This is a genomic window from Rhizobium sp. PL01, from assembly GCF_033447125.1.
Taxonomy (GTDB): Bacteria; Pseudomonadota; Alphaproteobacteria; order Rhizobiales; family Rhizobiaceae; genus Pararhizobium.
In genome coordinates this window covers 241,224-264,158 of sequence record NZ_JAWQUM010000004.1, presented here as the reverse complement: position 1 = coordinate 264,158, position 22,935 = coordinate 241,224, and the positions used below count along the sequence as shown (strand labels likewise).

At 59.8% G+C, this 22,935-nt stretch carries 17 protein-coding genes; 8 read left to right on the top strand and 9 right to left on the bottom strand.

Annotated elements, in window-relative coordinates; all coding sequences use genetic code 11:
* Window positions 1–32 precede the first annotated feature (32 nt).
* The gene (locus R6X40_RS11635) at window positions 33–1,925 is read left to right on the top strand and encodes a 5'-nucleotidase C-terminal domain-containing protein (RefSeq protein WP_318413729.1); all 1,893 of its coding nucleotides are present in this window, start codon (window positions 33–35) and stop codon (window positions 1,923–1,925) included.
* Window positions 1,926–2,054: 129 nt separating this feature from the next.
* Window positions 2,055–3,089: a ferrochelatase gene (gene hemH, locus R6X40_RS11630; protein ID WP_318413727.1), complete on the top strand. Its 1,035-nt coding sequence runs from the start codon at window positions 2,055–2,057 to the stop codon at window positions 3,087–3,089.
* Between the two features lie 43 nt (window positions 3,090–3,132).
* On the opposite strand, the gene queE is transcribed toward hemH, so the two are convergent.
* Genes queE through queC form a run of 3 tightly spaced genes read right to left on the bottom strand, consistent with a single transcriptional unit; the run spans window position 3,133 to window position 4,933 of the window.
* A complete protein-coding gene (gene queE / locus R6X40_RS11625) occupies window positions 3,133–3,870 on the bottom strand; it encodes a 7-carboxy-7-deazaguanine synthase QueE (protein WP_318413725.1) in 738 nt (245 codons plus the stop codon).
* Window positions 3,867–4,223: a 6-carboxytetrahydropterin synthase QueD gene (gene queD, locus R6X40_RS11620; protein ID WP_318413723.1), complete on the bottom strand. Its 357-nt coding sequence runs from the start codon at window positions 4,221–4,223 to the stop codon at window positions 3,867–3,869. Before queD ends, queE begins: the two co-directional genes overlap by 4 nt.
* Window positions 4,223–4,933, bottom strand: coding sequence for a 7-cyano-7-deazaguanine synthase QueC (gene queC, locus R6X40_RS11615; protein WP_318413722.1), 711 nt, complete (start codon window positions 4,931–4,933; stop codon window positions 4,223–4,225). The genes queD and queC overlap by 1 nt, the downstream gene beginning before the upstream one ends.
* A gap of 222 nt (window positions 4,934–5,155) precedes the next feature.
* Here queC and R6X40_RS11610 point away from each other — a divergent pair, with 222 nt between their 5' ends.
* From R6X40_RS11610 to R6X40_RS11600, 3 genes are all read left to right on the top strand, one after another.
* Entirely contained in the window at window positions 5,156–6,154 is a 999-nt protein-coding gene (locus R6X40_RS11610) for an SPFH domain-containing protein (RefSeq protein WP_318413720.1), read from the top strand.
* Between the two features lie 3 nt (window positions 6,155–6,157).
* Window positions 6,158–6,616 (top strand): NfeD family protein, encoded by a 459-nt coding sequence (locus R6X40_RS11605; protein ID WP_318413718.1) that lies wholly within the window; start codon window positions 6,158–6,160, stop codon window positions 6,614–6,616.
* 94 nt (window positions 6,617–6,710) lie between these two features.
* The gene (locus R6X40_RS11600) at window positions 6,711–8,183 is read left to right on the top strand and encodes an outer membrane beta-barrel protein (protein ID WP_412178367.1); all 1,473 of its coding nucleotides are present in this window, start codon (window positions 6,711–6,713) and stop codon (window positions 8,181–8,183) included.
* 73 nt (window positions 8,184–8,256) lie between these two features.
* Here R6X40_RS11600 and galU read toward each other — a convergent pair whose 3' ends face one another.
* A complete protein-coding gene (gene galU, locus R6X40_RS11595; RefSeq protein WP_318413715.1) occupies window positions 8,257–9,144 on the bottom strand; it encodes a UTP--glucose-1-phosphate uridylyltransferase GalU in 888 nt (295 codons plus the stop codon).
* 302 nt (window positions 9,145–9,446) lie between these two features.
* Between galU and R6X40_RS11590 the strand changes: the two genes are divergently transcribed.
* Complete coding sequence (locus R6X40_RS11590) at window positions 9,447–10,667, top strand: lytic murein transglycosylase (RefSeq protein WP_318413713.1); 1,221 nt, start codon at window positions 9,447–9,449, stop codon at window positions 10,665–10,667.
* A gap of 138 nt (window positions 10,668–10,805) precedes the next feature.
* Window positions 10,806–12,035, top strand: a complete 1,230-nt coding sequence (locus R6X40_RS11585) for a DUF459 domain-containing protein (protein WP_318413711.1) — start codon at window positions 10,806–10,808, stop codon at window positions 12,033–12,035.
* A 93-nt stretch (window positions 12,036–12,128) separates the two neighbouring features.
* Here the strand turns inward: R6X40_RS11585 and R6X40_RS11580 are convergent, their stop codons facing one another.
* From R6X40_RS11580 to gltB, 4 genes are all read right to left on the bottom strand, one after another.
* Window positions 12,129–13,628 (bottom strand): DegQ family serine endoprotease, encoded by a 1,500-nt coding sequence (locus R6X40_RS11580; RefSeq protein WP_318413709.1) that lies wholly within the window; start codon window positions 13,626–13,628, stop codon window positions 12,129–12,131.
* Between the two features lie 364 nt (window positions 13,629–13,992).
* Window positions 13,993–15,447 (bottom strand): glutamate synthase subunit beta, encoded by a 1,455-nt coding sequence (locus tag R6X40_RS11575; protein ID WP_318413707.1) that lies wholly within the window; start codon window positions 15,445–15,447, stop codon window positions 13,993–13,995.
* Window positions 15,448–15,463: 16 nt separating this feature from the next.
* Entirely contained in the window at window positions 15,464–15,631 is a 168-nt protein-coding gene (locus tag R6X40_RS11570; RefSeq protein WP_318413705.1) for a hypothetical protein, read from the bottom strand.
* Entirely contained in the window at window positions 15,631–20,352 is a 4,722-nt protein-coding gene (gene gltB / locus R6X40_RS11565) for a glutamate synthase large subunit (protein WP_318413703.1), read from the bottom strand. Before gltB ends, R6X40_RS11570 begins: the two co-directional genes overlap by 1 nt.
* A 564-nt stretch (window positions 20,353–20,916) precedes the next feature.
* Between gltB and R6X40_RS11560 the strand changes: the two genes are divergently transcribed.
* Complete coding sequence (locus tag R6X40_RS11560) at window positions 20,917–21,963, top strand: low specificity L-threonine aldolase (protein WP_318413702.1); 1,047 nt, start codon at window positions 20,917–20,919, stop codon at window positions 21,961–21,963.
* Here the strand turns inward: R6X40_RS11560 and R6X40_RS11555 are convergent, their stop codons facing one another.
* Window positions 21,964–22,842 carry a LysR substrate-binding domain-containing protein gene (locus tag R6X40_RS11555; protein WP_318413701.1) on the bottom strand — a complete coding sequence of 293 codons (879 nt, stop codon included), beginning with the start codon at window positions 22,840–22,842 and terminating at the stop codon, window positions 21,964–21,966.
* Window positions 22,843–22,935: the final 93 nt, after the last annotated feature.

The following is a 22,935-nucleotide window of genomic DNA, read 5'->3' as shown; positions in this document are numbered from 1 at the left end:
GACAGACCAAACGCCACAACAGGGAGACAATCATGATCAGACATTTGCGAACCGGGCTAATGACGGCCTCGATCCTTGCGCTTTCGTCAGGCGCCGCCTTCGCCGATTATGAATTGAACATCCTCCATATCAACGATTTCCACTCGCGCATCGAATCCATCAACAAATACGATTCCACTTGCTCGACTGAAGAAGAAGGCAAGAACGAGTGCTTCGGCGGCGTCGCCCGCCTGAAAGTCGCCATCGATGGGAAGCGTCAGGAATTGACCGGCAAGAACGTGCTGTTGCTGAACGCCGGCGACAATTTCCAGGGTTCGCTGTTCTTCACCACCTACAAGGGCGCGGCCGAAGCCGAATTTCTCAATCTGATGAAGTTCGACGCCATGACCATCGGCAACCATGAATTCGACGAAGGCGAAGATGGCCTTGTCACCTTCCTCGACAAGGTCACCTTCCCGGTGATCTCCTCCAACGTTCTCGCCGGATACAAGTCGAAGCTCATCGACCGTATCAAGCCCTCGCTGGTCCTTGACGTCGGCGGCCAGAAAATCGGCATCGTCGGCGCGGTCGCCAATGACACACCCGAAATCTCGTCGCCAGGCGACGATGTGCTGATCGGCGTGGATGTCGATACGATCACTGCCGCCGTTCAGGACCTGAAAAAGCAGGGCGTCGACAAGATTATCGCGCTCACCCATGTCGGCTATCCGCGCGATCTCGCGGTCATCGCCAAGATTCCCGATGTCGATATCGTTGTCGGTGGCCATTCGCACAGCCTGTTGTCCAACACCGACGAGAAGGCCGAAGGTCCCTATCCGACGATGGTCGACAATCCCGGCGGCTACAAGGTTCCAGTCGTCCAGGCCGGCTCCTACAGCAAGTATCTCGGCGATCTCGTCGTCAATTTCGACGATAACGGCGTCGTCAAATCCGCCAAGGGCGATCCGATCCTCATCGATTCCAAATTCAAGCCCGACGAAGCGGTGCTTGCCCGCGTCAAGGAAATGGCCAAGCCGATCGACGATCTGAAGGCCAAGATCATCGGCAAGACGGAAGCAGCGATCGACGGCACCCGTGAATCCTGCCGCGCCAAGGAATGCGAGATGGGCGACCTTGTGGCCGATGCCATGCTTGATCGCGTCAAGGGCCAGGGCGTGACCATCGCCATCACCAATGGTGGCGGTCTGCGTGCTTCCATCGATGCCGGCGACGTGTCCATGAGCGAAGCGATTACCGTGCTGCCGTTCCAGAACACGGTTGCGACCTTCCAGATCAAGGGCGCCGACATCAGCGCCGCGCTGGAAAATGGCCTCAGCCAGCTCGAGGAAGCCGGTGGCCGCTTCCCGCAGGTGGCCGGCATGAAGTTCTCCTTCGACAAGTCCCGCCCGATCGGCAGCCGCCTCTCGGTCGTCGAAGTCAAGGAAGGTGAAGCCTATGTGCCGCTCGATGCGGGCAAGACCTACAGTGTCGTCACCAACAACTTCATGCGCAATGGCGGCGACGGATACAGCATCTTCAAGACCAAGGCCGAAAATGCCTATGACTACGGTCCGGGATTGGAGACGGTTCTTGCCGACTATCTGACAGCCAACAATCCCTACAAGCCGATGACTGACGGCCGCATCACCGAGATTGCCGCCGCGACACCAGCAGAGCCATCGACGCAGACCAGCACCGACACGGCTGTGACCACCGATGCCAAGCCGGCTGAGGCAACGACCGCTACGGAAACGGCAATGCCGGAAGCCAAGCCCGCAACAACAGCAGAAAGCAAGCATGTCATCGTCAAGGGCGACACGCTCTGGGATCTGGCCAAGGCCGTCTATGGCAATGGCGAAATGTGGAAGACGATTGCCAAGGCGAATGGCAACCCGGCCCCGAAGCACCTGGAAATCGGCAAGGAGTTGGCGATTCCAGCCAAGTAAGACAATATGTCTCTTGTCAATCAGCCGGTCCGGGGTTCCCCGGGCCGGTTTTTCTTTTTAAGAACGGCATGAACCGCAAGCACCCGTTGCCGTATAACAGACGCCGCCCCGTACACTGCAGGATATGCCATGACCGCCGCCACCGAAATGACTGCCCCCAACCATCCGCCCGTCAAGTTTGGCAAGGTGGGTGTTCTGCTGGTCAATCTCGGCACGCCCGATGGCACCGACAAGGTGTCGATGCGGCGTTATCTCAAGGAATTCCTGATGGACCGCCGGGTGATCGAGTGGTCACCGTTCTTCTGGTACCCGATCCTGTTCGGCATCGTGCTCAACACACGGCCTGCCAAGGTCGGCAAGGCCTATGAGACGATCTGGAACAAGGAACTCAACGAGAGCTACCTGCGCACCTATACCCGCAACCAGGCTGAGACGATGGCAAAATCCTTCGCCGATTTGCCGAACGTCCGCATCGACTGGGCGATGCGCTACGGCCAGCCGTCGATCAAATCGAAGATGGACGAGTTGCAGAAGGACGGCTGCGAAAAGATCCTCGTCTTCCCGCTCTATCCACAATATGCAGCGGCGACGACCGCGACCGTCAACGACGAAGCTTTCAAGACGCTGTTGAAAATGCGCTGGCAACCGGCCCTGCGTACGGTTGCGCCCTACCATGACGACCCGGTCTACATCGAGGCACTGGCCAATTCGATCACCAACCATCTTGCCACGCTTGATTGGGAGCCGGAAGTGGTTCTCACCTCCTTCCACGGCATCCCGCAATCGTATTTCGAGAAGGGCGACCCCTATTACTGTCAGTGTCAGAAGACAGCGCGGCTGGTGCGCGAAAAGCTCGGATGGTCCAAGGAGAAGCTGCAAGTCACCTTCCAGTCCCGCTTCGGGCCGGAAGAATGGCTGCAGCCTTATACCGACAAGACCGTCGAGAAACTCGGCAAGGAAGGCATCAAACGTATCGCCGTGATCAATCCGGGCTTCGTTTCTGATTGCCTGGAGACGCTGGAAGAAATCGCGGTGGAAGCCGCCGAGACGTTCCATCACGCCGGCGGCGAGAAGTTTACGCATATCCCGTGCCTGAACGACAGCGAGGGTGGCATGACCGTGCTGGAACACGTGGTGCGGCGGGAGTTGCAGGGCTGGGTCTGATCCATCCGGCCTCACCTGCTACGGAGTGAGCATCACAAGCGGGTCAAACACCCCGCTTGTTACCCCAGAGCATGACATGCAGTTGCGGCAGCACACGCGCCTCAAACCAGCGGTCCTCCACCACCCTGGCAACGAGCCAGAGCATGCGATCCGTCACGCCGTCGATATCGATGAACGCATCATGATCATCGGCGGGCGGCGGCGTATGGTTGCCGGGCTGCAGATAGACCGGCAAATGCGGATAGTGCGCAGCAACCGTCTTGGCATAGGCGTAGTCCGTCTCGTCGAACACGACAATCTTCAGCACCGTCTCGGGCTTGTCTCCAGCCATCTCCAGACAGAGATCGATGGTGTGCCAGTCGGTATCCATCCCGCTTGAGGGCGGTTTGGGGCTGAGCACCAGCACATCGAGATCGGCAAACCACGCGCGGGCAACCGAGCCTTGCGTCTCAAGCGCAAACTTGTAGCCGGCCTCATGACCACGTTTAATCACGCCGCCCAACGGCTGGATCGCCGGGTTGCCACCGGACAGCGAAACCATCACCGGCTTGCCGCCCGAAAGCTCGACGATCTCCTGCCAGATCTCGTTCACCGACATCGGCCGCCACGTATCTCGGAAACTGCTGTCCACCGCATGCAGGCTGTCGCACCACGAACAGCGAAAATCGCAGCCCCCGGTCCTGACGAAAACCGTCGGCAGGCCGATCAACACGCCCTCGCCCTGGATGGTCGGGCCGAATATCTCGCTGACGCGGATGTCGGCTTGCCCTGCCCGGCTCATGGCCGATATTCCGCCCAGGTCTTCGCCGTCTCGCTGACACGGACGGCGGAGGTTTCCGGCAGACGTTCCTTGCACCACTCGTAGAAATGCTGCGCCAGGCATTCCGCCGTCACCCGGTCATGGCCGAGCACATCATTGAGGTGGCGATGATCGAAACTGTCATCGATGTAGCGCTTCAAGGGCGCCAACTCGTGATAGTCGCGCACAAAACCATGCTCGTTCAGCGCCTCGCCGGACAATTCCACCTCGACGACGTAGTTATGACCATGCAGCCGGGCGCATTGGTGATCGGCCGGCAGGCTCTTCAACTGGTGCGAGGCGGAGAAGTGGAATTCCTTGGTGATCCGGAACATCAGCGCACCTCCTCGGCAACAAAGCCACTGGTCGCCGCGATCCAGAAGTCCTTGTCCTCGTAATCCGTCGGATCGCTAACGCCGGCCAGATGAAAGGCTTCGCGGCGTTCGACGCAGGTGCCACAGCGCCCGCAATGGCGCTCACCGCCCTTGTAGCAGGACCAGGTCTCGACGAACGGCGTCCCGTTTTTCGTTCCGTCCGTGACAATGTCAGCCTTCGAGATCGTCACATAGGGCGTATAGAGGGTCACGTTGGCATAGCCCTCCAGCGCATGGTTCTGCATGGTCTGGAACGCGTCGATGAAACCGGGCCGGCAATCGGGATAGATGAAGTGATCACCGCCATGGACGGCCGCCGCCACGGCATCGGCCTTGACGGCCGCGGCAACGCCGAAGGCAATGGCGAGCATGATGGCATTGCGGTTCGGGACCACCGTCGCCTTCATGGTCTCCTCGGCATAATGCCCGTCGGGCACCGCCACATCGTCCGTCAGCGCCGAGCCCGTCAGGTGACGGCCGGTGGCGCTGATATCAATGATCTGGTGGGGAACGCCAAGCCTTTCGGCGCAAGTGGCTGCATAATTGAGCTCCTTGCGATGTCTTTGGCCGTAGTCGAACGAGAGAAGCGACAATAGTTCGTGTTCGGCCGCGACCTTGTACGCAAGCGAAACGGAGTCCAATCCGCCGGAGCAGATGACGATAGTCTTCATATCAGGTGTCCTTGTTTTGACCGGGTAGGCTGCGACCGGTTATTTACAGCGCGCTCTTTAGGCCAAAGATCGCGCCCTGTGAACGAAAATTTAATGCGCCGCCGAGATTGCGGGTTCGACCGGCCGTTCCCACCTACAACCTGCACCGAATATTCTGGCTTCCAGGCGCGTCTGGGGTAAGGTAATGGTTCGGCAACAAATTAGAAAAAAAGGGATAAGCTATTGGCCGGACTGGACATCGTCGTCATCGCCTTCGTGGTACTCGTCATCCTTGTGCTGTTTGCGGGCATCAAGACTGTGCCGCAAGGCTATCGCTACACGGTGGAACGGTTTGGCCGCTACACACGCACGCTTGAGCCCGGCCTGAACATCATTATCCCGTTCATCGACAAGATCGGCGCCCGGATGAACGTCATGGAACAGGTGCTCGATGTCCCGACGCAGGAGGTCATCACCCGCGACAATGCCAGCTGCGCTGCCGATGCCGTTGCCTTCTACCAGGTGTTGAACGCCGCAGAGGCAGCCTATCAAGTCTCCGATCTGCAGAGCGCCATTCTCAACCTGACGATGACCAACATCCGCTCGGTGATGGGCTCGATGGATCTCGACGAACTGCTGTCGAACCGTGAGGTAATCAACGACAAGCTGTTGAAAGTCGTCGACGAAGCCGTCGGCCCCTGGGGTATCAAGGTCACCCGCGTCGAGATCAAGGATATCCAGCCACCGAAGGATCTGGTCGACGCCATGGCACGCCAGATGAAGGCCGAACGTGAAAAACGCGCCCAGGTTCTGGAAGCTGAAGGCTCGCGCAACGCCCAGATCCTGCGCGCCGAAGGTGCCAAGCAGTCGGCCATTCTGCAGGCCGAAGGCCAGCGCGAAGCCGCCTTCCGTGATGCTGAAGCCCGCGAACGTCTGGCCGAGGCCGAGGCCAAGGCCACCAGGATGGTCTCGGAAGCCATTGCCGCCGGCGACGTGCAGGCGATCAACTACTTCGTTGCCCAGAAATACACCGAGGCGATGGCCGCAATCGGCACGGCGCCGAATTCCAAGATCGTGCTGATGCCAATGGAAGCCTCCTCGCTGATCGGCTCGCTCGGCGGTATTGGTGCGATTGCCCGCGAAGTGTTCGGCAACGGTGGCGGCGATACTCCGGCCCGTCTGCCGCTGCCGCGAACAGTTCCGGTCCGCAATCCGTTCGATACGGCCAAACAGGAAGGCTGATCGATGATCGAGCGCGTCATCCTCGAACTTGGCCCCTGGAGCTGGTGGGTGCTGGGCCTCGTGCTCTTGGCAGCCGAAGTTGTCGCGCCCGGCGTCTTTCTCGTCTGGATCGGCATTGCCGCCATTATCACCGGCGCCCTCTCGCTGCTGCTCTGGGATGCCGGTTTCTGGGTCTGGCAGGCACAGCTTGTGTTCTTTGCCATACTCTCCGTCGCAGCCGCTGTCATCGGCCGCCGGTTGCTCGCCCGCTCGGGCGATACGTCCGACGAGCCGTTGCTCAACCAGCGTGGCGCGAGGCTCATCGGCCGCACCGCCGTGCTGGAACAGCCGATTGCCGAGGGACGCGGCCGGATCCGGCTCGACGCCACCACCTGGACCGTCAACGGACCGGACCTACCGGCCGGTAGCCGCGTCAAGGTCATCGGCAGCGACGGCGGCCGGCTGACGGTCGAAAGCGCCTGAAAATAAAGCCGAATGCCATTTCGGAAAGGAATGGTTAACCACATCCGTTTACGGTTGCTCAGCACTCGTAAACGGATTTCCGGGCATTCGGCAGATGACGCCATTCTATTCACGCACGAAGAGGAAAACCCTCGCGCGACCGGCGGCCACTGCGGCTTGGCTGATGGCCAGCTGTGCGCTGTTTCTGCCGCACGACGTCTCCGCCCAAGCCCTTCTTCCAGCATCCGGTAACACATCCACAACCGGCAAAGCGACACCGAACGCCGTCACATTGCCGGGCGCTACGCCTGCGCAGGATGCCGCGATCACCACCGGGTCGATCATCAGCACCGATGCCGGCGAGCCCTTGCTCAATGACCCGACGGTCGATGAGGACATGGCGCGTACCAATCTGCGTGAAAATACCGTCGATGGACTCAGATCGCAGCTCGATATCGATCGCAACGATGCGCAGGGCGTCCGGTTTGGCAGTTTCATCCTGAAGCCGACGCTCGGCCAGACCTACAATTTCGAAAGCAACAAGACCGGCAGTTCCAAGGAAAACCGCAGCTATCTCGAGACCGGCCTGAAAGGCACGTTAACCTCCGACTGGTCACGTCATCAGCTGACAGTCACCGGCGAAGGCACCTGGCAGCGCAATGTCTCCGGCACCGGCGAGACCGAACCGACCGCCGACATCGAAGCGGCCCTCAGGCTCGATCTCTCCGAGCAGACGACCGCGACGCTGAAGGCCGGCTATCATTTCGAGCGCGAGGATTCGACCGATCCAAACGCCATCAGCCGCGCAAGCACACAGTCCGGTGTCAATCAATATACACTCGGTGCAGGCATAGAGCGCGATTTCGGTATCCTGCGCGGTTCCGCCAAGGTTGATTTCGATCGCTATACCTATGGCGATGCAGAACTCGAAAACGGCGGCAGCCTCTCGCGGAAGGATCGAAACCGTAACGCGGGTGCGCTCACCGTCCGCGTTGGTTATGAACTTTCACCGGCACTGATTCCGTTCATCGAGGCATCGGCAGGGAAATCGATCTATGACCTGCGTCGGGATATGCTCGGGTTCGAACGGTCCTATGACAGCTATGGCGCCCGCGCCGGGATTGAGGCCGATCTCGGCGAAAAGCTTAATGGCGAGATCGCGCTCGGCTATCAAACCTACCGGTTTGACGACAACCGGCTCGATGAATTGAAGGGGTTTACCGTCGACGGCTTGATCAACTGGTCACCGCAACGCGGCACCAACGTGACCTATGGCGTTTCCACCGGCATCGAACCATCGACGACCCCCGGCGAAAGCGGCGCGATGGTCTATACGCTGAGCAGCAGGGCAACCCACGAGTTGCGCACCGCGCTCGTGGCACGGCTGTCGAACAGCCTGACCTTCCGCAATTTCCCCAGCGGCAACTCGGATGACGAGAAAGTCTGGCTGACGGGTGCCGGCCTCACCTGGGATCTCAACCGCTATCTCGCCCTGACAGGCGATGTCAGCTACGAGCACACGACCCGCGACAGCGGCCCGGCAACCAATGTCGCCCGTGTCGGCGTCGGTCTGACACTACGCCGCTGATCCGGAAAACGGCCTAAAAACAAAAGAGCCCGCTGACGTTTCGCCAGCGGGCTCTTTTTGCGTTATCGGCCTCTTACTTGAGGCCCTGCAGCAGGGTTTTCAGAGGCCCCTCGACGCCCGGCCGGATGTCGCCGCGCGCCAGGGCGAATGCAACGTTTGCCAGGATGAAGCCCTCTTTCATGCCGCAGTCATAGGTATTGCCGCGAAAATGATAACCGGCAAAGTCCTGCGTCTGAGCAAGCTTCAGCATGCCATCGGTCAGCTGAATCTCGTTACCGGCGCCGCGTTCCTGTGTTGACAGGATCGAGAAGATTTCCGGCTGCAGGATGTAGCGGCCGTTGATGAAGAAGTTCGACGGTGCCGTGCCCTGTGGCGGCTTTTCGACCATCTTGGTGATCTTGAACCCGTCGCCGACTTTGTCGCCCGCGCCGACAATACCGTATTTATGGGTCTGGTCGGGGGCACATTCTTCCACGGCGATGACGTTGCCGCCGCTCTGCTCATAAAGTTCGACCATGCCCTTGAGGCAGCCCTTTTCGGCCTGCATGATCATGTCGGGCAAGAGCAGCGCGAAAGGCTCGTCGCCGACCAGTTCGCGTGCACACCAGACGGCATGGCCAAGTCCGAGCGGCGACTGCTGGCGGGTAAAGCTGGTGCTGCCGGCAACCGGCAGGATGCTCTCAAGAAGCGTCAGCTCGGCCGTCTTGTTGCGCTCGCGCAGCGTCTGTTCCAGTTCGACCTGGATATCGAAATAGTCCTCGATCACGTGCTTGCTGCGGCCGGTGACGAAGATCAGGTGTTCGATGCCCGCATCCAGCGCCTCGTCCACGACATACTGGATCACCGGTTTGTCGACGACGGTCAGCATTTCCTTGGGAACGGCTTTTGTCGCGGGCAGGAATCGGGTTCCAAGACCGGCGACAGGGAAAACGGCTTTACGAACTTTACGTTTGTCAGTCATTGACATCTCCAGGATCACGGCACTGTGATTTAAAACGGTCAGGGTTTGTATCAATAGGGCATAAACGTCAAATTGCTATTTTTTTGCAAAGGAAGACGACACCAACCATTCATGGTAAAGAATTTGTTGACTTCATTTTCGTAAGATTTCGGTTCTGGCGGTTGCCTCCCCGGCTGAACCGCCCGAGAATGGAACCACGTGTATGCACCTCATGCATGAAGCTGGCTCTAAGACTGTAAATTTGCGCACCGCCGATCACTCCCTGATCGCAGCAGAGCGCCGACCAACGGAAACGACAGCTGATGACAAAGACCCGACACACTCTCCTTCGCTATGCTGCCGCCGCATTCATGACAGCAGCAACCCTGTTCTCCCCGTCAACAGCTTCAGCTGACGCGGGTTTCGAGACCTGGATCAACAGCTTCTATGCCACCGCAGCCAAGAGCGGCATCACCAAGGCGACTTATCGCCAGGCCTTTGCCGGCGTGAAGTCACCCGATCCAGATGTGCTGCAGAAGGCTGCCTATCAGCCTGAGTTCAAAAGCAAAATCTGGGAATATATCGACAGCCGCGTCAATCCCTACACCCGCAAGGTCGGGCAGGAGATGGCGGTTAAGCATGCCCGCACGCTTTCAGCGCTGGAGAAGCATTTCGGTGTCGACAGGAACGTGCTCCTGGCCATCTGGTCAATGGAATCCAATTACGGCGCCGTGCTGGAAAAGGACGATCGCCTGCATTACGTGCCGCGCGCGCTCGCCACGCTTGCCTATGCCGACCCGAAACGGGCCAAATATGCCAAGACGCAATTGATCGCGGCTTTGAAGATTCTGCAGAACGGCGATGTAACCCCGCGCGAGCTGAACGGATCCTGGGCCGGCGCCATGGGACACACGCAGTTCATTCCGACCAGCTATCTGCTTTACGCCGTTGATGCCGACGGCAATGGCCACAAGGACATCTGGAACTCGATTCCGGACGCCCTGGCGACCGCAGCCAACCTGTTGAAGAAGAACGGCTGGCAGTCGGGGCAAACCTGGGGCTATGAAGTCTCGCCGCCGCGGAACGGCAGCCAGTACGCCGGCCAGACAAAGACTGTTGCCCAATGGGCGGCGCTCGGCTTCACCCGGCCGAACGGCAAGGGCTTCCGCAACGGCGATGCCCGGGCGGAGCTGAAAATGCCAGGAGGGGACGGCAGCCCAGGCTTCCTGATGACCAAGAACTTCTTCGTCATCAAGCGCTACAATGCCTCGGATTCCTATGCGCTGGGCGTTGGTCTCCTGGCCGACGAGATTGCCGGTTATGGCGGCATGCAGCAGGCATGGAGCCGTCCGGACGGTTCGCTTGATATCAAGCAAAAGTTCGAACTGCAGTCCCGCCTGAAGGAACTCGGCTATTACGACGGTGAGGTCGATGGCAATTTTGGCTCAGGCTCCAAGGCCGCCATCCAGGCCTTCCAGAACCGCAATGGCCTGTCGCCGGATGGTGAACCGACCCAACACCTGCTGAAGGCGCTGCGGAAGTAACATCCCGGCGCAGGGAGCGCTCTCAATTGCGGCGCAATCCGAATGCAGTCTTGACGGCAACGCCTTTCGAAAGAAAGGCGTTGCGCGCTTGCGCAGAGACACTTTAAACGCCGGGCCAGAACAATGCGGAACAGGTGCATGAGCGGCAGAGACAGCAGCAAAAACCTTCACCGGCTGTTCAACGGCCTGATCGTCATCGCGATCAGCCTGACTGCGTTCGCCATCGAACCGCCCCGCCAAGCCCAGGCGCAAGAGCGCCGGACCATTCTCGACATGCTGTTCGGATTTGGTCGCCGGCAAGCGCCCCCTGTCTATGACGACGCTCCGATCTATGAGCCACGGCAAAGACAACCGCAGCAGCAACAACAACGTCCGAAAGTCAGAAAGACACAGCAGAAGGCCAAACCGGCCCCCGTCGAGCCTGTCCCCGTCGTCGTCGAAAAGCTGGAGACGGCCAAGAAGGTCCTTGTCGTCGGCGACTTCGTTGCCGGCAGCCTTGGTGACGGATTGAAGACAGCCTTCGAGACGACCCCGGGCATCGTCATCGAAACCCGCGCCAATGGGTCGTCCGGGCTGGTGCGTGACGACTATTTCAACTGGCCGGAAAATCTGCCCGCCTATATCGCCGAAACCAAACCTGCGCTGATCATCATCAGTCTAGGCGCCAACGAGCGCCAGCAGATGTCGATCGGCGGTGAAAAGGAAAAATTCCGCACCGATAGCTGGCTCGCGGAATATACCCGCCGGGCCGGCGCGTTCGCTGCCCTTGCCCGCAAGGACAAGACACCGCTGCTCTGGGTCGGCATGCCGCCATTCCAGTCCACATCGATGACCGCCGATATGGTCACTCTCAACGGCATCTTCCGTACGGAAACCGAAAAGGTCGGCGGTACGTTTGTCGACATCTGGGATGGCTTCGTCGATGAGGACGGTAAATTCGTCATGACGGGCTCGGATATCAACGGCCAGCAGGTCCGCCTGCGCGGATCGGACGGTATCAATCTGACCAAGGCCGGCAAGCGCAAGCTCGCCTTCTATGTCGAAAAAGATATCCGCAAACTATTGGGCGATGCAGCCGCCTCGGCCCAGGACATTCCCGGCGCTGACGGCATGAAGGATCTTGTCGTAGCCGCCCCCACGGGCAACGAGGATATCCTCCAGACCCGGCCAATCGGCCTCGACGATCCCGAGCTGGACGGTAGCGCCACCCTTCTCGGCGGCGGTGCGGTGCTCACAAGCAATGGCAAGAGCCCGCGTGATCGTCTGGTGGAAAAGGGTGAAGTTGCCGAAGCCCCCGTGGGGCGGGTGGATGACTTCCGGTTGTCGAAACCGGAAACGGTGATCAGTAATCCGGTGTTCCGCAACTGACCTTTCAAGTCACATAGAAACCCCGTCCTCCTTCCGCCAGGAGAACGGGGCCTTCAACAGCTCGCATCTCGCGATTAAAGCTGCCAACCGAAGTCAGGCTGCGGCGAACGGTACGGCGATGAAGGTCTTCTGATCGCCGCGCTCGATGAGCAGCAGCACCGACTTGCGGCCGGACTTCACCGCATTGGCGATTGCCATCTTCACATCACGGGCACCAAGGACTGCCTTGTCGTTGACCGAGACGATAACGTCGCCTGTCTGGATACCGGCAGCGGCGGCCGGCTTGTCAGGGTTGACCTTGGCAACGACGGCACCGGTCACATCGTCAGGCAGCTTCAGTTCCTGGCGGACATCCGGTGTCAGGTCGGCAAGAGCTACGCCAATGCTCGGGCCTGTCTGCATCTTGCTGTCGTCCTTGGCGGCCGAAGCCTGCTTCTGATCGCCATCATTGCCCCCGACGGTGACACTGAGGTCCACGGTCTTGCCATCACGCCAGACGGTCATGGCTTCCTTTGCGCCCGGCGACAGGTCAGCAACCAGCCGCGACAGATCGTGGGGCGACTTCACCGCCTCGCTGCCAACAGTCATGATGATATCGCCAGTCTTTAGACCTGCATGCGCTGCAGGCGTATCCGTGTTGACGGCCGCGACCAGAGCGCCTTCAGCTTTGGTCAGGCCAACGGCGTCGGCGACATCCGCCGTCACCGGCTGAATCTGCACGCCGAGATAACCATGATCGATCGATCCGCTCTTTTCCAGCTTGGCGACGATCTTCTGCGCCTGATCGGACGGGATTGCAAAACCAACACCGACGCTACCGCCATTTGGCGAGTAGATTGCGGTATTGATGCCGACGACATTACCGGAGTGGTCAACAAGCGGACCACCGGAATTGCCATGGTTGATCGGCGCGTCGATCTGGATGAAATCGTCATAGGGGCCACTGTGCAGATCGCGGCCGCGGGCCGAGACGATACCGGCGGTGACCGTCGTGCCGATGCCAAAGGGGTTGCCGATCGCCAAAATCTGGTCGCCCAGCTTTAATGCGTCGGAATCGCCCCAGGCGATAGTAGCAAGCGGCTTGCTAGCCGTGATCTTGAGCACAGCGAGGTCGGACTTCGGGTCAGCACCCAAAAGCTTGGCCGGCAGCACTGTTCCGTCATCAAGCGTCACGTTGATGTCGATCGCGTTGTCGATCACATGGTTATTGGTAACGATGATGCCATCGCTGCTGACGATGAACCCGGATCCAAGTGCCATTCCGCGTCCACCGTCCTGGTGTTGCGGAGCCTGCTTGGGCATCGGAATGCCCTGTTGCTCGAAGAACTGGCGGAACTGCTCATCCATTGGCGAGTTGCTGCTGCTGTCGCTGACGTCGGTCGCCTTCATCGTGGTGATAATGGTCACGACGGCCGGCTTGTCGGCGGAGACAACATCCGCGAAGGAGCCGTTGGAAACCTGTGGCGCGGTGGCTGGCACGGAGGCTGCCATCGCTGTCGCTGGATGGATGGTAAAGGGCAACGCCGCCGCGCCGACCAAGATGGCGGCTCCGACCAGCGCTGCGGCACGGTGAGTCAGGAGAATGTTGGACATGACAATGGGTCCCTTACGAACTCGTTGGGGTGCGGCGTCATGATCCCTGTGACGGGAACGGGCGTCGGGTGATCGGCAGCGTTCTTTTCAAGAAGAAACTTCAGAAGACCGTCAGTATTGGCGGAAAATACTGAATTCCCAAGAACTACGCTTGAGATCAATATTATAGGTACTGCGAATATTTACAAATTAAAGGTTTATTACCGTTTCATTGCAGCAAGTTAATGTTGCATCGGATCTCGCCGTCATACTTCAACCCAAATGCAGGCGACGTCCCGGTTGCAACAGAACGGCAAACGCCGCGCACCAGCCCAGCGCGCGGCGTTTGCATTTGAACCATATCTCGCGAAAAACGCGGAGTTGGCTAGCGCGGCAGGATTGTCGAGCCCATCAGCGCCTCATCGATCGCCCGGGCCGCTTGACGGCCTTCACGGATCGCCCAAACGACCAGTGACTGGCCACGGCGCACGTCGCCTGCTGCCCAGACCTTGTCGACCGAGGTCCGGTAGTCCTTGTCATTGGCAGTGACGAAGGAGCCACCACGCTTGTCCTTGCCAACAGCCAGCTTCTCGCCCATGTCCTTCAGCACGCTGTCCGTACCCGGCCCGCTGAAACCGATAGCGATGAATGCGAGATCGGCCTTGATGACGAATTCCGTACCGGCAATCGGCTTGCGGCGCTCATCGACCTGACAGCATTTGACGCCGGTCAGAACGCCATCTTCACCGACGAACTCAAGCGTTGCGACCTGGAATTCGCGCACAGCACCTTCGGCCTGGGAGGACGAGGTGCGCATTTTGGTCGCCCAGAATGGCCAGACGGCAAGCTTGTCTTCCTTTTCCGGCGGTTGCGGGCGGATGTCGAGCTGCGTGACCTTGACGGCACCCTGACGGAACGCAGTACCAACACAGTCGGATGCGGTATCACCACCGCCGACGACGACGATATGCTTGGCACCGGCAAGGATCGGGTCTGATGGCCAGCCGACACTGTCGATGTTTTCGCGGCCGACGCGACGGTTCTGCTGGACGAGATACGGCATCGCGTCATGTACGCCGGCAAACTCGACACCCGGAATACCGGCATCGCGCGGGGTTTCCGAACCGCCGCAATAGAGCACGGCATCATGGTCTTCGATCAGGCTGTCAACGGTGCGGTCAACACCGACATTGACGCCACAATGAAAGGTGACCCCTTCGCCACGCATCTGGTCGACGCGGCGATCGATGAAGTTCTTCTCCATCTTGAAGTCCGGGATGCCGTAGCGCAGCAGACCACCGGGCTTGGATTCGCGCTCGTAGACATGAACTTCATGGCCAGCGCGGGCAAGCTGCTGGGCCGCTGCCATGCCGGCAGGGCCTGAACCTATGATCGCCACCTTCTTGCCGGTCTTGGTGACGGCCGGCTGCGGCACGATGTAGCCCATCTCATAGGCCTTGTCGGCAATCGCCTGCTCGACAGTCTTGATCGTCACCGGTGCATCTTCGAGGTTCAGCGTGCACGCTTCCTCGCAGGGCGCCGGGCAGATACGACCGGTGAATTCCGGAAAATTGTTGGTCGAGTGCAGGTTGCGGATCGCCTCGTCCCAGTTGCCGTTATAGACCAGATCGTTCCAGTCGGGGATTTGGTTGTGCACCGGGCAACCGGTCGGGCCATGGCAATAGGGGATGCCACAGTCCATGCAGCGCGCGGCCTGTTTCTGCACTTCCGGTTCCGACATCGGGATTGTGAACTCGCGGAAATGCCGAATGCGGTCCGACGCCGGCTGATACTTTGCCAGCTGCCGGTCGATTTCCATGAAGCCTGTGACCTTGCCCATTTACTCGTCCCTTATTTCATAGCGGGGGCCACGTGGGACCCCAATACCAGAAGGCGAAGCCGATCAGCGCCCCCAGCAGGATGAATTCCAAATTGATCTCGCCGTTCACCATGAACGCGGTCGCTGGAACAGCGACAGCGACACCCGCCGAGATCACCCGATGAATGACAGCACCACGCGGCATTATTCCGCCGCGACGCCCATCCGCATACGCTCCATTTCCTCAAGCGCACGCCGGTATTCGATCGGCATGACCTTGCGGAATTTCGGCCGGAACTCGACCCAGTGATCGAGAATTTCCTTGGCGCGCGGCGAGCCCGTGTAGTGCAGATGGTTGGAGATCAGCTGGTAGAGCCGCTCGTCGTCATGGCGCGTCATGTCACCAGCGACATCGACCATGCCCTTGTGCATGAGGTCGCCGCCATGATGATGCAGCTTCTCCAGCATGTCGTCTTCTTCCGGAACCGGCTCGAGCTCGACCATCGCCATGTTGCAACGTTTCGGGAAATCGTCGCTTTCATCCAGCACATAGGCGACACCGCCCGACATGCCGGCTGCAAAGTTGCGGCCGGTTTCGCCGAGAACCACGACCACACCGCCGGTCATGTATTCGCAACCATGGTCACCCACGCCCTCGACAACCGCGATGGCACCGGAGTTGCGCACGGCGAAGCGTTCACCGGCAACACCGTTGAAGTAGCACTCTCCTGCGATCGCGCCGTAAAGCACGGTGTTGCCGACAATGATCGACTTCGCCGCAACGATCTTGGAGTTTTCCGGCGGACGCACGACGATGCGGCCACCCGAAAGACCCTTGCCGACATAGTCGTTGCCATCGCCGATCAGTTCGAAGGTGATGCCGTTCGCCAGGAACGCACCGAACGACTGACCCGCCGTACCGGTGAGCTTCACCGTGATGGTATCGTCCTTGAGCCCTTTGTGACGGTAGCGCTTGGCCACTTCACCGGACAACATCGCACCGGCCGAACGGTCGACGTTCTTGATATCGACTTCGATGGTGACAGGCGTCTTCGATTCCAGAGCCGGCATCGCTTCTGCAATCAGCTTGCGGTCGAGAATGTCGTGGATCGGGTGGTTCTGCCTTTCGGTCCAGTAGGTCTTTTCCTTCGGCGCATCGACCTTGTGGAAGATGCGGGAGAAATCGAGACCATTGGCCTTCCAGTGCGAGATCATCGTGTCCTTTTCGAGCAGTTCGGAAAGGCCGATAACCTCGTCGAATTTGCTACAGCCGAGCGACGCCAGAATTTCGCGCACCTCTTCGGCGACGAAGAAGAAGTAGTTGACCACATGCTCGGGCGCACCCTTGAAGCGCTTGCGCAGGACCGGGTCCTGCGTTGCCACGCCCACTGGACAGGTGTTGAGGTGGCACTTGCGCATCATGATGCAGCCAGCGGCAATCAGCGGCGCGGTCGAGAAACCGAACTCGTCGGCCCCCAAAAGCGCACCGATGATAACGTCGCGGCCGGTCTTCAGGCCGCCATCCACCTGCAGCGCGATGCGCGAACGCAGCCCGTTCAGCACCAGCGTCTGATGGGTTTCGGCAAGGCCGATTTCCCATGGAGATCCAGCGTGCTTCAGCGAAGTCAGCGGCGAAGCACCCGTGCCGCCGTCATAGCCGGAGACGGTGATATGGTCGGCGCGTGCCTTGGCAACGCCAGCCGCAACCGTGCCGACACCGACTTCGGAAACCAGCTTGACGGAGATATCCGCTTCCGGATTGACGTTCTTCAGGTCGTAGATCAGCTGGGCCAGATCCTCGATCGAATAGATGTCATGGTGCGGCGGCGGCGAGATCAGGCCAACGCCCGGTGTGGAATGCCGGGTCTTGGCAACAGTCGCATCCACCTTGTGGCCGGGCAACTGGCCACCTTCGCCGGGCTTGGCACCCTGCGCCACCTTGATCTGCAGCATATCGGCATTGACCAGATACTCTGTCGTGACGCCAAAGCGGCCGGAAGCAATCTGCTTGATCGCCGAACGCTCCGGGTTCCGCGACCCATCGTAGAGCGGCAGGTAACGGTCGGCTTCCTCGCCGCCCTCGCCGGTGTTCGACTTGCCGCCGATGCTGTTCATGGCGATCGCCAGCGTCGTATGGGCTTCGCGCGAAATCGATCCGAACGACATGGCACCCGTCGAGAACCGCTTGACGATATCGACGGCCGGCTCGACCTCATCAATCGAGATCGGCTTGCGGCCAATGGCTTCAGCGCCCTTGATCGAAAACAGCCCGCGAATGGTGTTCATCCGCAGTGCTGCGCCATTCACCATCTCGGCGAATTCGCGGTAGCGATCCTCGGCATTGCCGCGCACGGCGTGCTGCAGCGAGGCAACCGCGTCCGGCGACCAGGCATGGCCTTCGCCGCGCATGCGGTAGGCATATTCGCCGCCAATATCGAGCGTGTTCTTCAACAGCGGATCGGCACCGAAGGCCGCCTGATGGCGGTTGAAGGTTTCCTTGGCGATCTCCTCAAGACCGATGCCTTCGATCTGCGTTGCAGTGCCGAAGAAATACCGGTCGACCAATTCAGAGTTCAAACCGATCGCATCGAAGATCTGACCGCCGCAATAGGACTGATAGGTCGAGATGCCCATCTTCGACATGACCTTGAGGATGCCCTTGCCGACAGCCTTGATGTAGCGATAGACGACTTCGCTGCCATCGACCTCCTTCGGAAACTCACCGCGCTTGTGCATGTCGGTCAGCGTGTCGAAGGCAAGGTAAGGGTTGATCGCCTCGGCACCGTAGCCTGCCAGCAAGCAGAAATGGTGCACTTCGCGCGGTTCGCCGGTTTCAACGACGAGACCGACGGAGGTGCGAAGCCCCTTGCGGATCAGATGATGGTGCACGGCAGCGGTTGCCAGAAGCGCCGGGATCGCCATGCGGTCCGGGCCGATCTGGCGGTCGGAGAGCACGATGATGTTGTAACCGCCCTTGACGGCCGCCTCGGCCCGCTCGCACAGCCGGTCGAGAATTTCCGGCATGCCTTCGGCACCGCGCGTCACGTCATAGGTGAAGTCGAGCGTCTTGGTGTCGAAACGGTCTTCTGTGTGGCCGATCGAGCGGATCTTTTCGAGATCGCCATTGGTCAGGATTGGCTGGCGCACTTCCATCCGCTTGGCATGGGCCATGCCGGCATGGTCGAGCAGGTTCGGCCGCGGGCCGATGAACGACACGAGGCTCATCACCAGTTCTTCGCGGATCGGGTCGATCGGCGGGTTGGTGACCTGCGCGAAGTTCTGCTTGAAATAGGTGTAGAGCAGCTTGGTCTTGTCCGACATCGCCGAGATCGGCGTGTCGGTACCCATCGAGCCAATGGCTTCCTGGCCGGTCGTCGCCATCGGCGACATCAGGATCTTGGTGTCTTCCAGAGTATAGCCGAACGCCTGCTGGCGATCGAGCAGCGACACGTCGCGGCGCAGCGCACGCGGTTCCACCGGCTTCAGGTCTTCGAGGATGAGCTGGGTGTTGTCCAGCCACTGACGGTAGGGATGCTGGTTGGCAAGGGTCGACTTCAGCTCCTCATCGGAGATGATCCTGCCCTCTTCCATGTCGATCAGGAGCATCTTGCCCGGCTGCAGACGCCACTTCTTGATGATGCTTTCTTCCTTCACCGGTAGGGTACCGGCTTCGGAAGCAAGGATGACGCGATCGTCGTCGGTGACAATGTAACGGGCCGGACGCAGGCCGTTGCGGTCGAGCGTTGCGCCGATCTGCTTGCCATCGGTAAAGCAGACGGCGGCAGGACCATCCCACGGCTCCATCAGCGCAGCATGATACTCGTAGAATGCCTTGCGTTCGGGCGCCATCAGCTGGTTGCCGGCCCAGGCTTCCGGGATCAGCATCATGACGGCGTGCGACAGCGGATAACCACCCTGCACGAGGAACTCGAGCGCGTTATCGAAACAGGCCGTATCCGACTGGCCTTCATAGGAAATTGGCCACAGCTTGGAAATATCCTCACCGAACAGCGGCGAGGATACCGATGCCTGGCGTGCGGCCATCCAGTTGACGTTGGCGCGCAGTGTGTTGATTTCGCCGTTATGCGCGACCATCCGGTAGGGATGCGCCAGCTTCCACGACGGGAACGTGTTGGTCGAGAAACGCTGATGCACGAGAGCGACAGCCGATTCAAAGCGCGGATCAGCCAGATCCTTGAAATAGGCGGCAACCTGATAGGCCAGGAACATGCCCTTGTAGACAATGGTCTTGGTCGACAGCGATACCGGATAGAAACCGGTCTCGGCCCCTTCAAAAGCATCATAGATACGGTTGGAAATCACCTTGCGCAGCGTGAACAGGCGGCGTTCGAATTCGGCATTGGTCGCGGCGTCGCGGCCGGCACCGATGAACACCTGCACATGGTGCGGCTCGGTCGCGGCAATGTGCTCCGCCTTGGACAGTGAAGCGTTATCAACAGGCACTTCACGGAAACCGAGAAGCGTCTGGCCCTCCTCGGCCACGACATCGGTGATCACCTGCTTGAAATGGGCGATCTGCGCCTCGTCCTGCGGCATAAAGAGGTAGCCGACGGCATATTCCCCGGCCTTCGGCAGGATGACGCCCTGCAGGGCCATTTCTTCGCGGAAAAAGCGGTCCGGGATCTGCACCAGAATGCCAGCACCATCGCCCATCAGCGGGTCGGCGCCGACAGCACCGCGGTGCGTCAGGTTTTCCAGGATGAACAGGCCATCCTTGACGATCTGGTGGGACTTCTGACCCTTCATATGCGCGACGAAGCCGACGCCGCAGGCATCGTGCTCGTTGCGCGGATCATAAAGACCCTGTTTTTTCGGCAGGCCCGGAAATGCGGTATTTTTCTCAACCGTCGCCGTTTGGCGCGCAGTGTTGAAACCAGTTACGGTGGATGGCGTAAAGTCCGTCATCGTCTTCCCTCCTGTTAACCCGGCATGGCCGGATATTTCCGCAGTCCAGGCAGGCTTTTGCGGGCAAGAGTCCCGTCGAGGCCGGCACCGGCATTATCGTTGCATGATCCTGATCCGGTCGCAAATGAAGCATTGACTGCATCAGGCACAGAGTGCTCGCGACCATCGCGACTGTCCCGCCGGCCCGGACAAGGAAGCGTCCGGCGCGGTCTCCAATCATCAGCCAGTAGCCGCTTCGGGCGGGCTTTCCGGCATCCTTCCGGTCTTGAGACCGAAATAGGACAGTCATACTGTCCTATTTCATAGGCTCTATGCCAGAAAGCATCCTCCTCTGCAAGACCACTAATGCAAAATATTCGACCCTATTTTGCCGAACATTGCGGCTAATTTCGTCTTTTTGTAATTTTCTTTCGCAAACCCCTTCTTTTCTTCAATTTGGTTTCAAACTGGTCTGATATTGTCCTTATCTCGCCTTGCCTGGATTGATTGCCGCGACGGCATCCGTATGGTCTCTTCTGACCATTCAATTCGGGGCGTATTTCCCCGGAACAGCAGGAATCCATCATGATTTTCTCTTCCGATAATTGGGCGGGCGCCCATCCCGTGATAGCCGAAAGCCTCGTCAAGGCGGCTGGCGGCTTTGCCTCTGCTTACGGGACGAGCGACCTCGACAAGAAGGTCGAGAAGAAACTGTCGGACGTGTTCGAGCGCGAGGTCGCCGTGTTCTTCGTCGCCACCGGAACCGCCGCCAACTCGTTGGCGCTGGCCAGCACCAATCGCCCGGGCGGCCACGTGCTCTGCCACCGTGAAGCGCATGTGAATGCCGATGAGTGCGGCGCGCCGGAATTCTTCTCGCATGGCGCAAAGCTTGCCCCGGTCGATGGGCCGAATGGCAAGATGGACCCAAGCCGGCTGGAGAAGGAAATCCAGCGCACCCGTGGCGGCGGCGTCCACGGCGGGCAGCCGATGGCAATCACCATGACGCAGGCGACTGAAGCCGGCACCGTCTACAGTCTTGACGAGATCGATACGATCTCCGCCATCGCCAAATCGGCAAAGCTCCCCTTGCATATGGACGGTGCCCGTTTCGCCAATGCACTGGTGACGCTCGGCACAACACCCGCCGAAATGACCTGGAAACGCGGCATCGACCTGCTCTCCTTCGGCGGCACAAAGAACGGCTGCTGGTGCGCCGAGGCACTGATCATGTTCGACACTTCTAAGGCCGAGGAAATGGGCTACCTCCGCAAGCGCTCCGCCCAGCTTTTTTCAAAGTCGCGCTTCATCGCCGCCCAATTCGATGCCTATCTTGAGGGCGATCTCTGGCTCGATCTTGCCCGCCACGCCAACAGCATGGCAGACAGGCTTGCCGCGGGCATCGAAAGATCGAACAGCGCCCACCTTGCCTGGCCGAGCGGCTCCAATGAGCTTTTCGTTGTCCTGAAGAAAGAGATAGCAGCAAAGCTTCAGGCCGATGGTGCCGTCTTTTACGACTGGCCGGTCCCGCACACGCTGTCGGACGCCGTTGCTGAAGATGAAGGCCTCTACCGCCTGGTCACCAGCTTTGCAACGACGCCTGATAATGTCGACCAGTTCCTGAAGGCGCTTTGATCAGAGCGCTGTTTTGCCTATCCCGGTGGCGGCTTGCGGGCCGCCGACCGTGGTCAAAATCTCGCTGGACAGGGCCTCCACCAGAGCCCTGTCCGCGCCGCGCCGCGCCACCAGCACGAATTCCACATCTTCAAGCCGTGGCAGCCTGTCTGACGTCATCTCGCGCAGTCCTGCCGGCGCCATGCTGCGCGGTTGCACCAGAACGCCCATCCCTGCGCGCGCGGCCGCAGTCAGGCCACTGAGACTGCCGCAGGTACAGACGATCCGCCACGGGACGCCCGCCCGTTCCAGCGCTTCCAGTGCAACGCTGCGGGTAATGCTCGGCGGCGGGAAAGCAATCAGCGGCAGCACCTCCCCCCGCATCACCCGCTCCGGATCGCGTGCCAGCCAAACCAGCGGCTCGCGATAGACCAGTTGACCGCGCGCATCACCAATCCGCCGTTTGGCCAGCACTAAGTCGAGCGCCCCCTCATCCTGCATTTGATAAAGCGTACCGCTCAGGGCCACGGTCAACTCGAGATCGACTGAGGCATGCGCCCGGGTAAAATCCTCAAGCACAGCCGGCAAACGGCTCATGACGAAATCTTCCGACACACCCAGATGCAGCCGCCCATGTAGACTGCGCTCGGCAAACAGAGATTTCACCTGCCCGTCCAGCGACAGCATGGCTCTCGCCGGTCCCAGCAGCGCTTCGCCATCCGCCGTCAACGACACATGATGCGTGTCGCGCTCGACCAGCTTGCGGCCGAGATCGGCTTCCAGCCGGCGAATATGCTGGCTGACCGTCGATTGCCCAAGCCCCAGCCGCTCGGCCGCCAAGGTAAAGCTCGCCATCTGTTCGACCGCGAGAAAACTGCGAAGTTGCACCAGATCAAGCATCTGCCATCCTGAAATATGATAACCGTTATTTCTTGCATTCGATATCACAATGACAATGATGCCGCCATCTGCTTTCACATTCTCCGGACGACC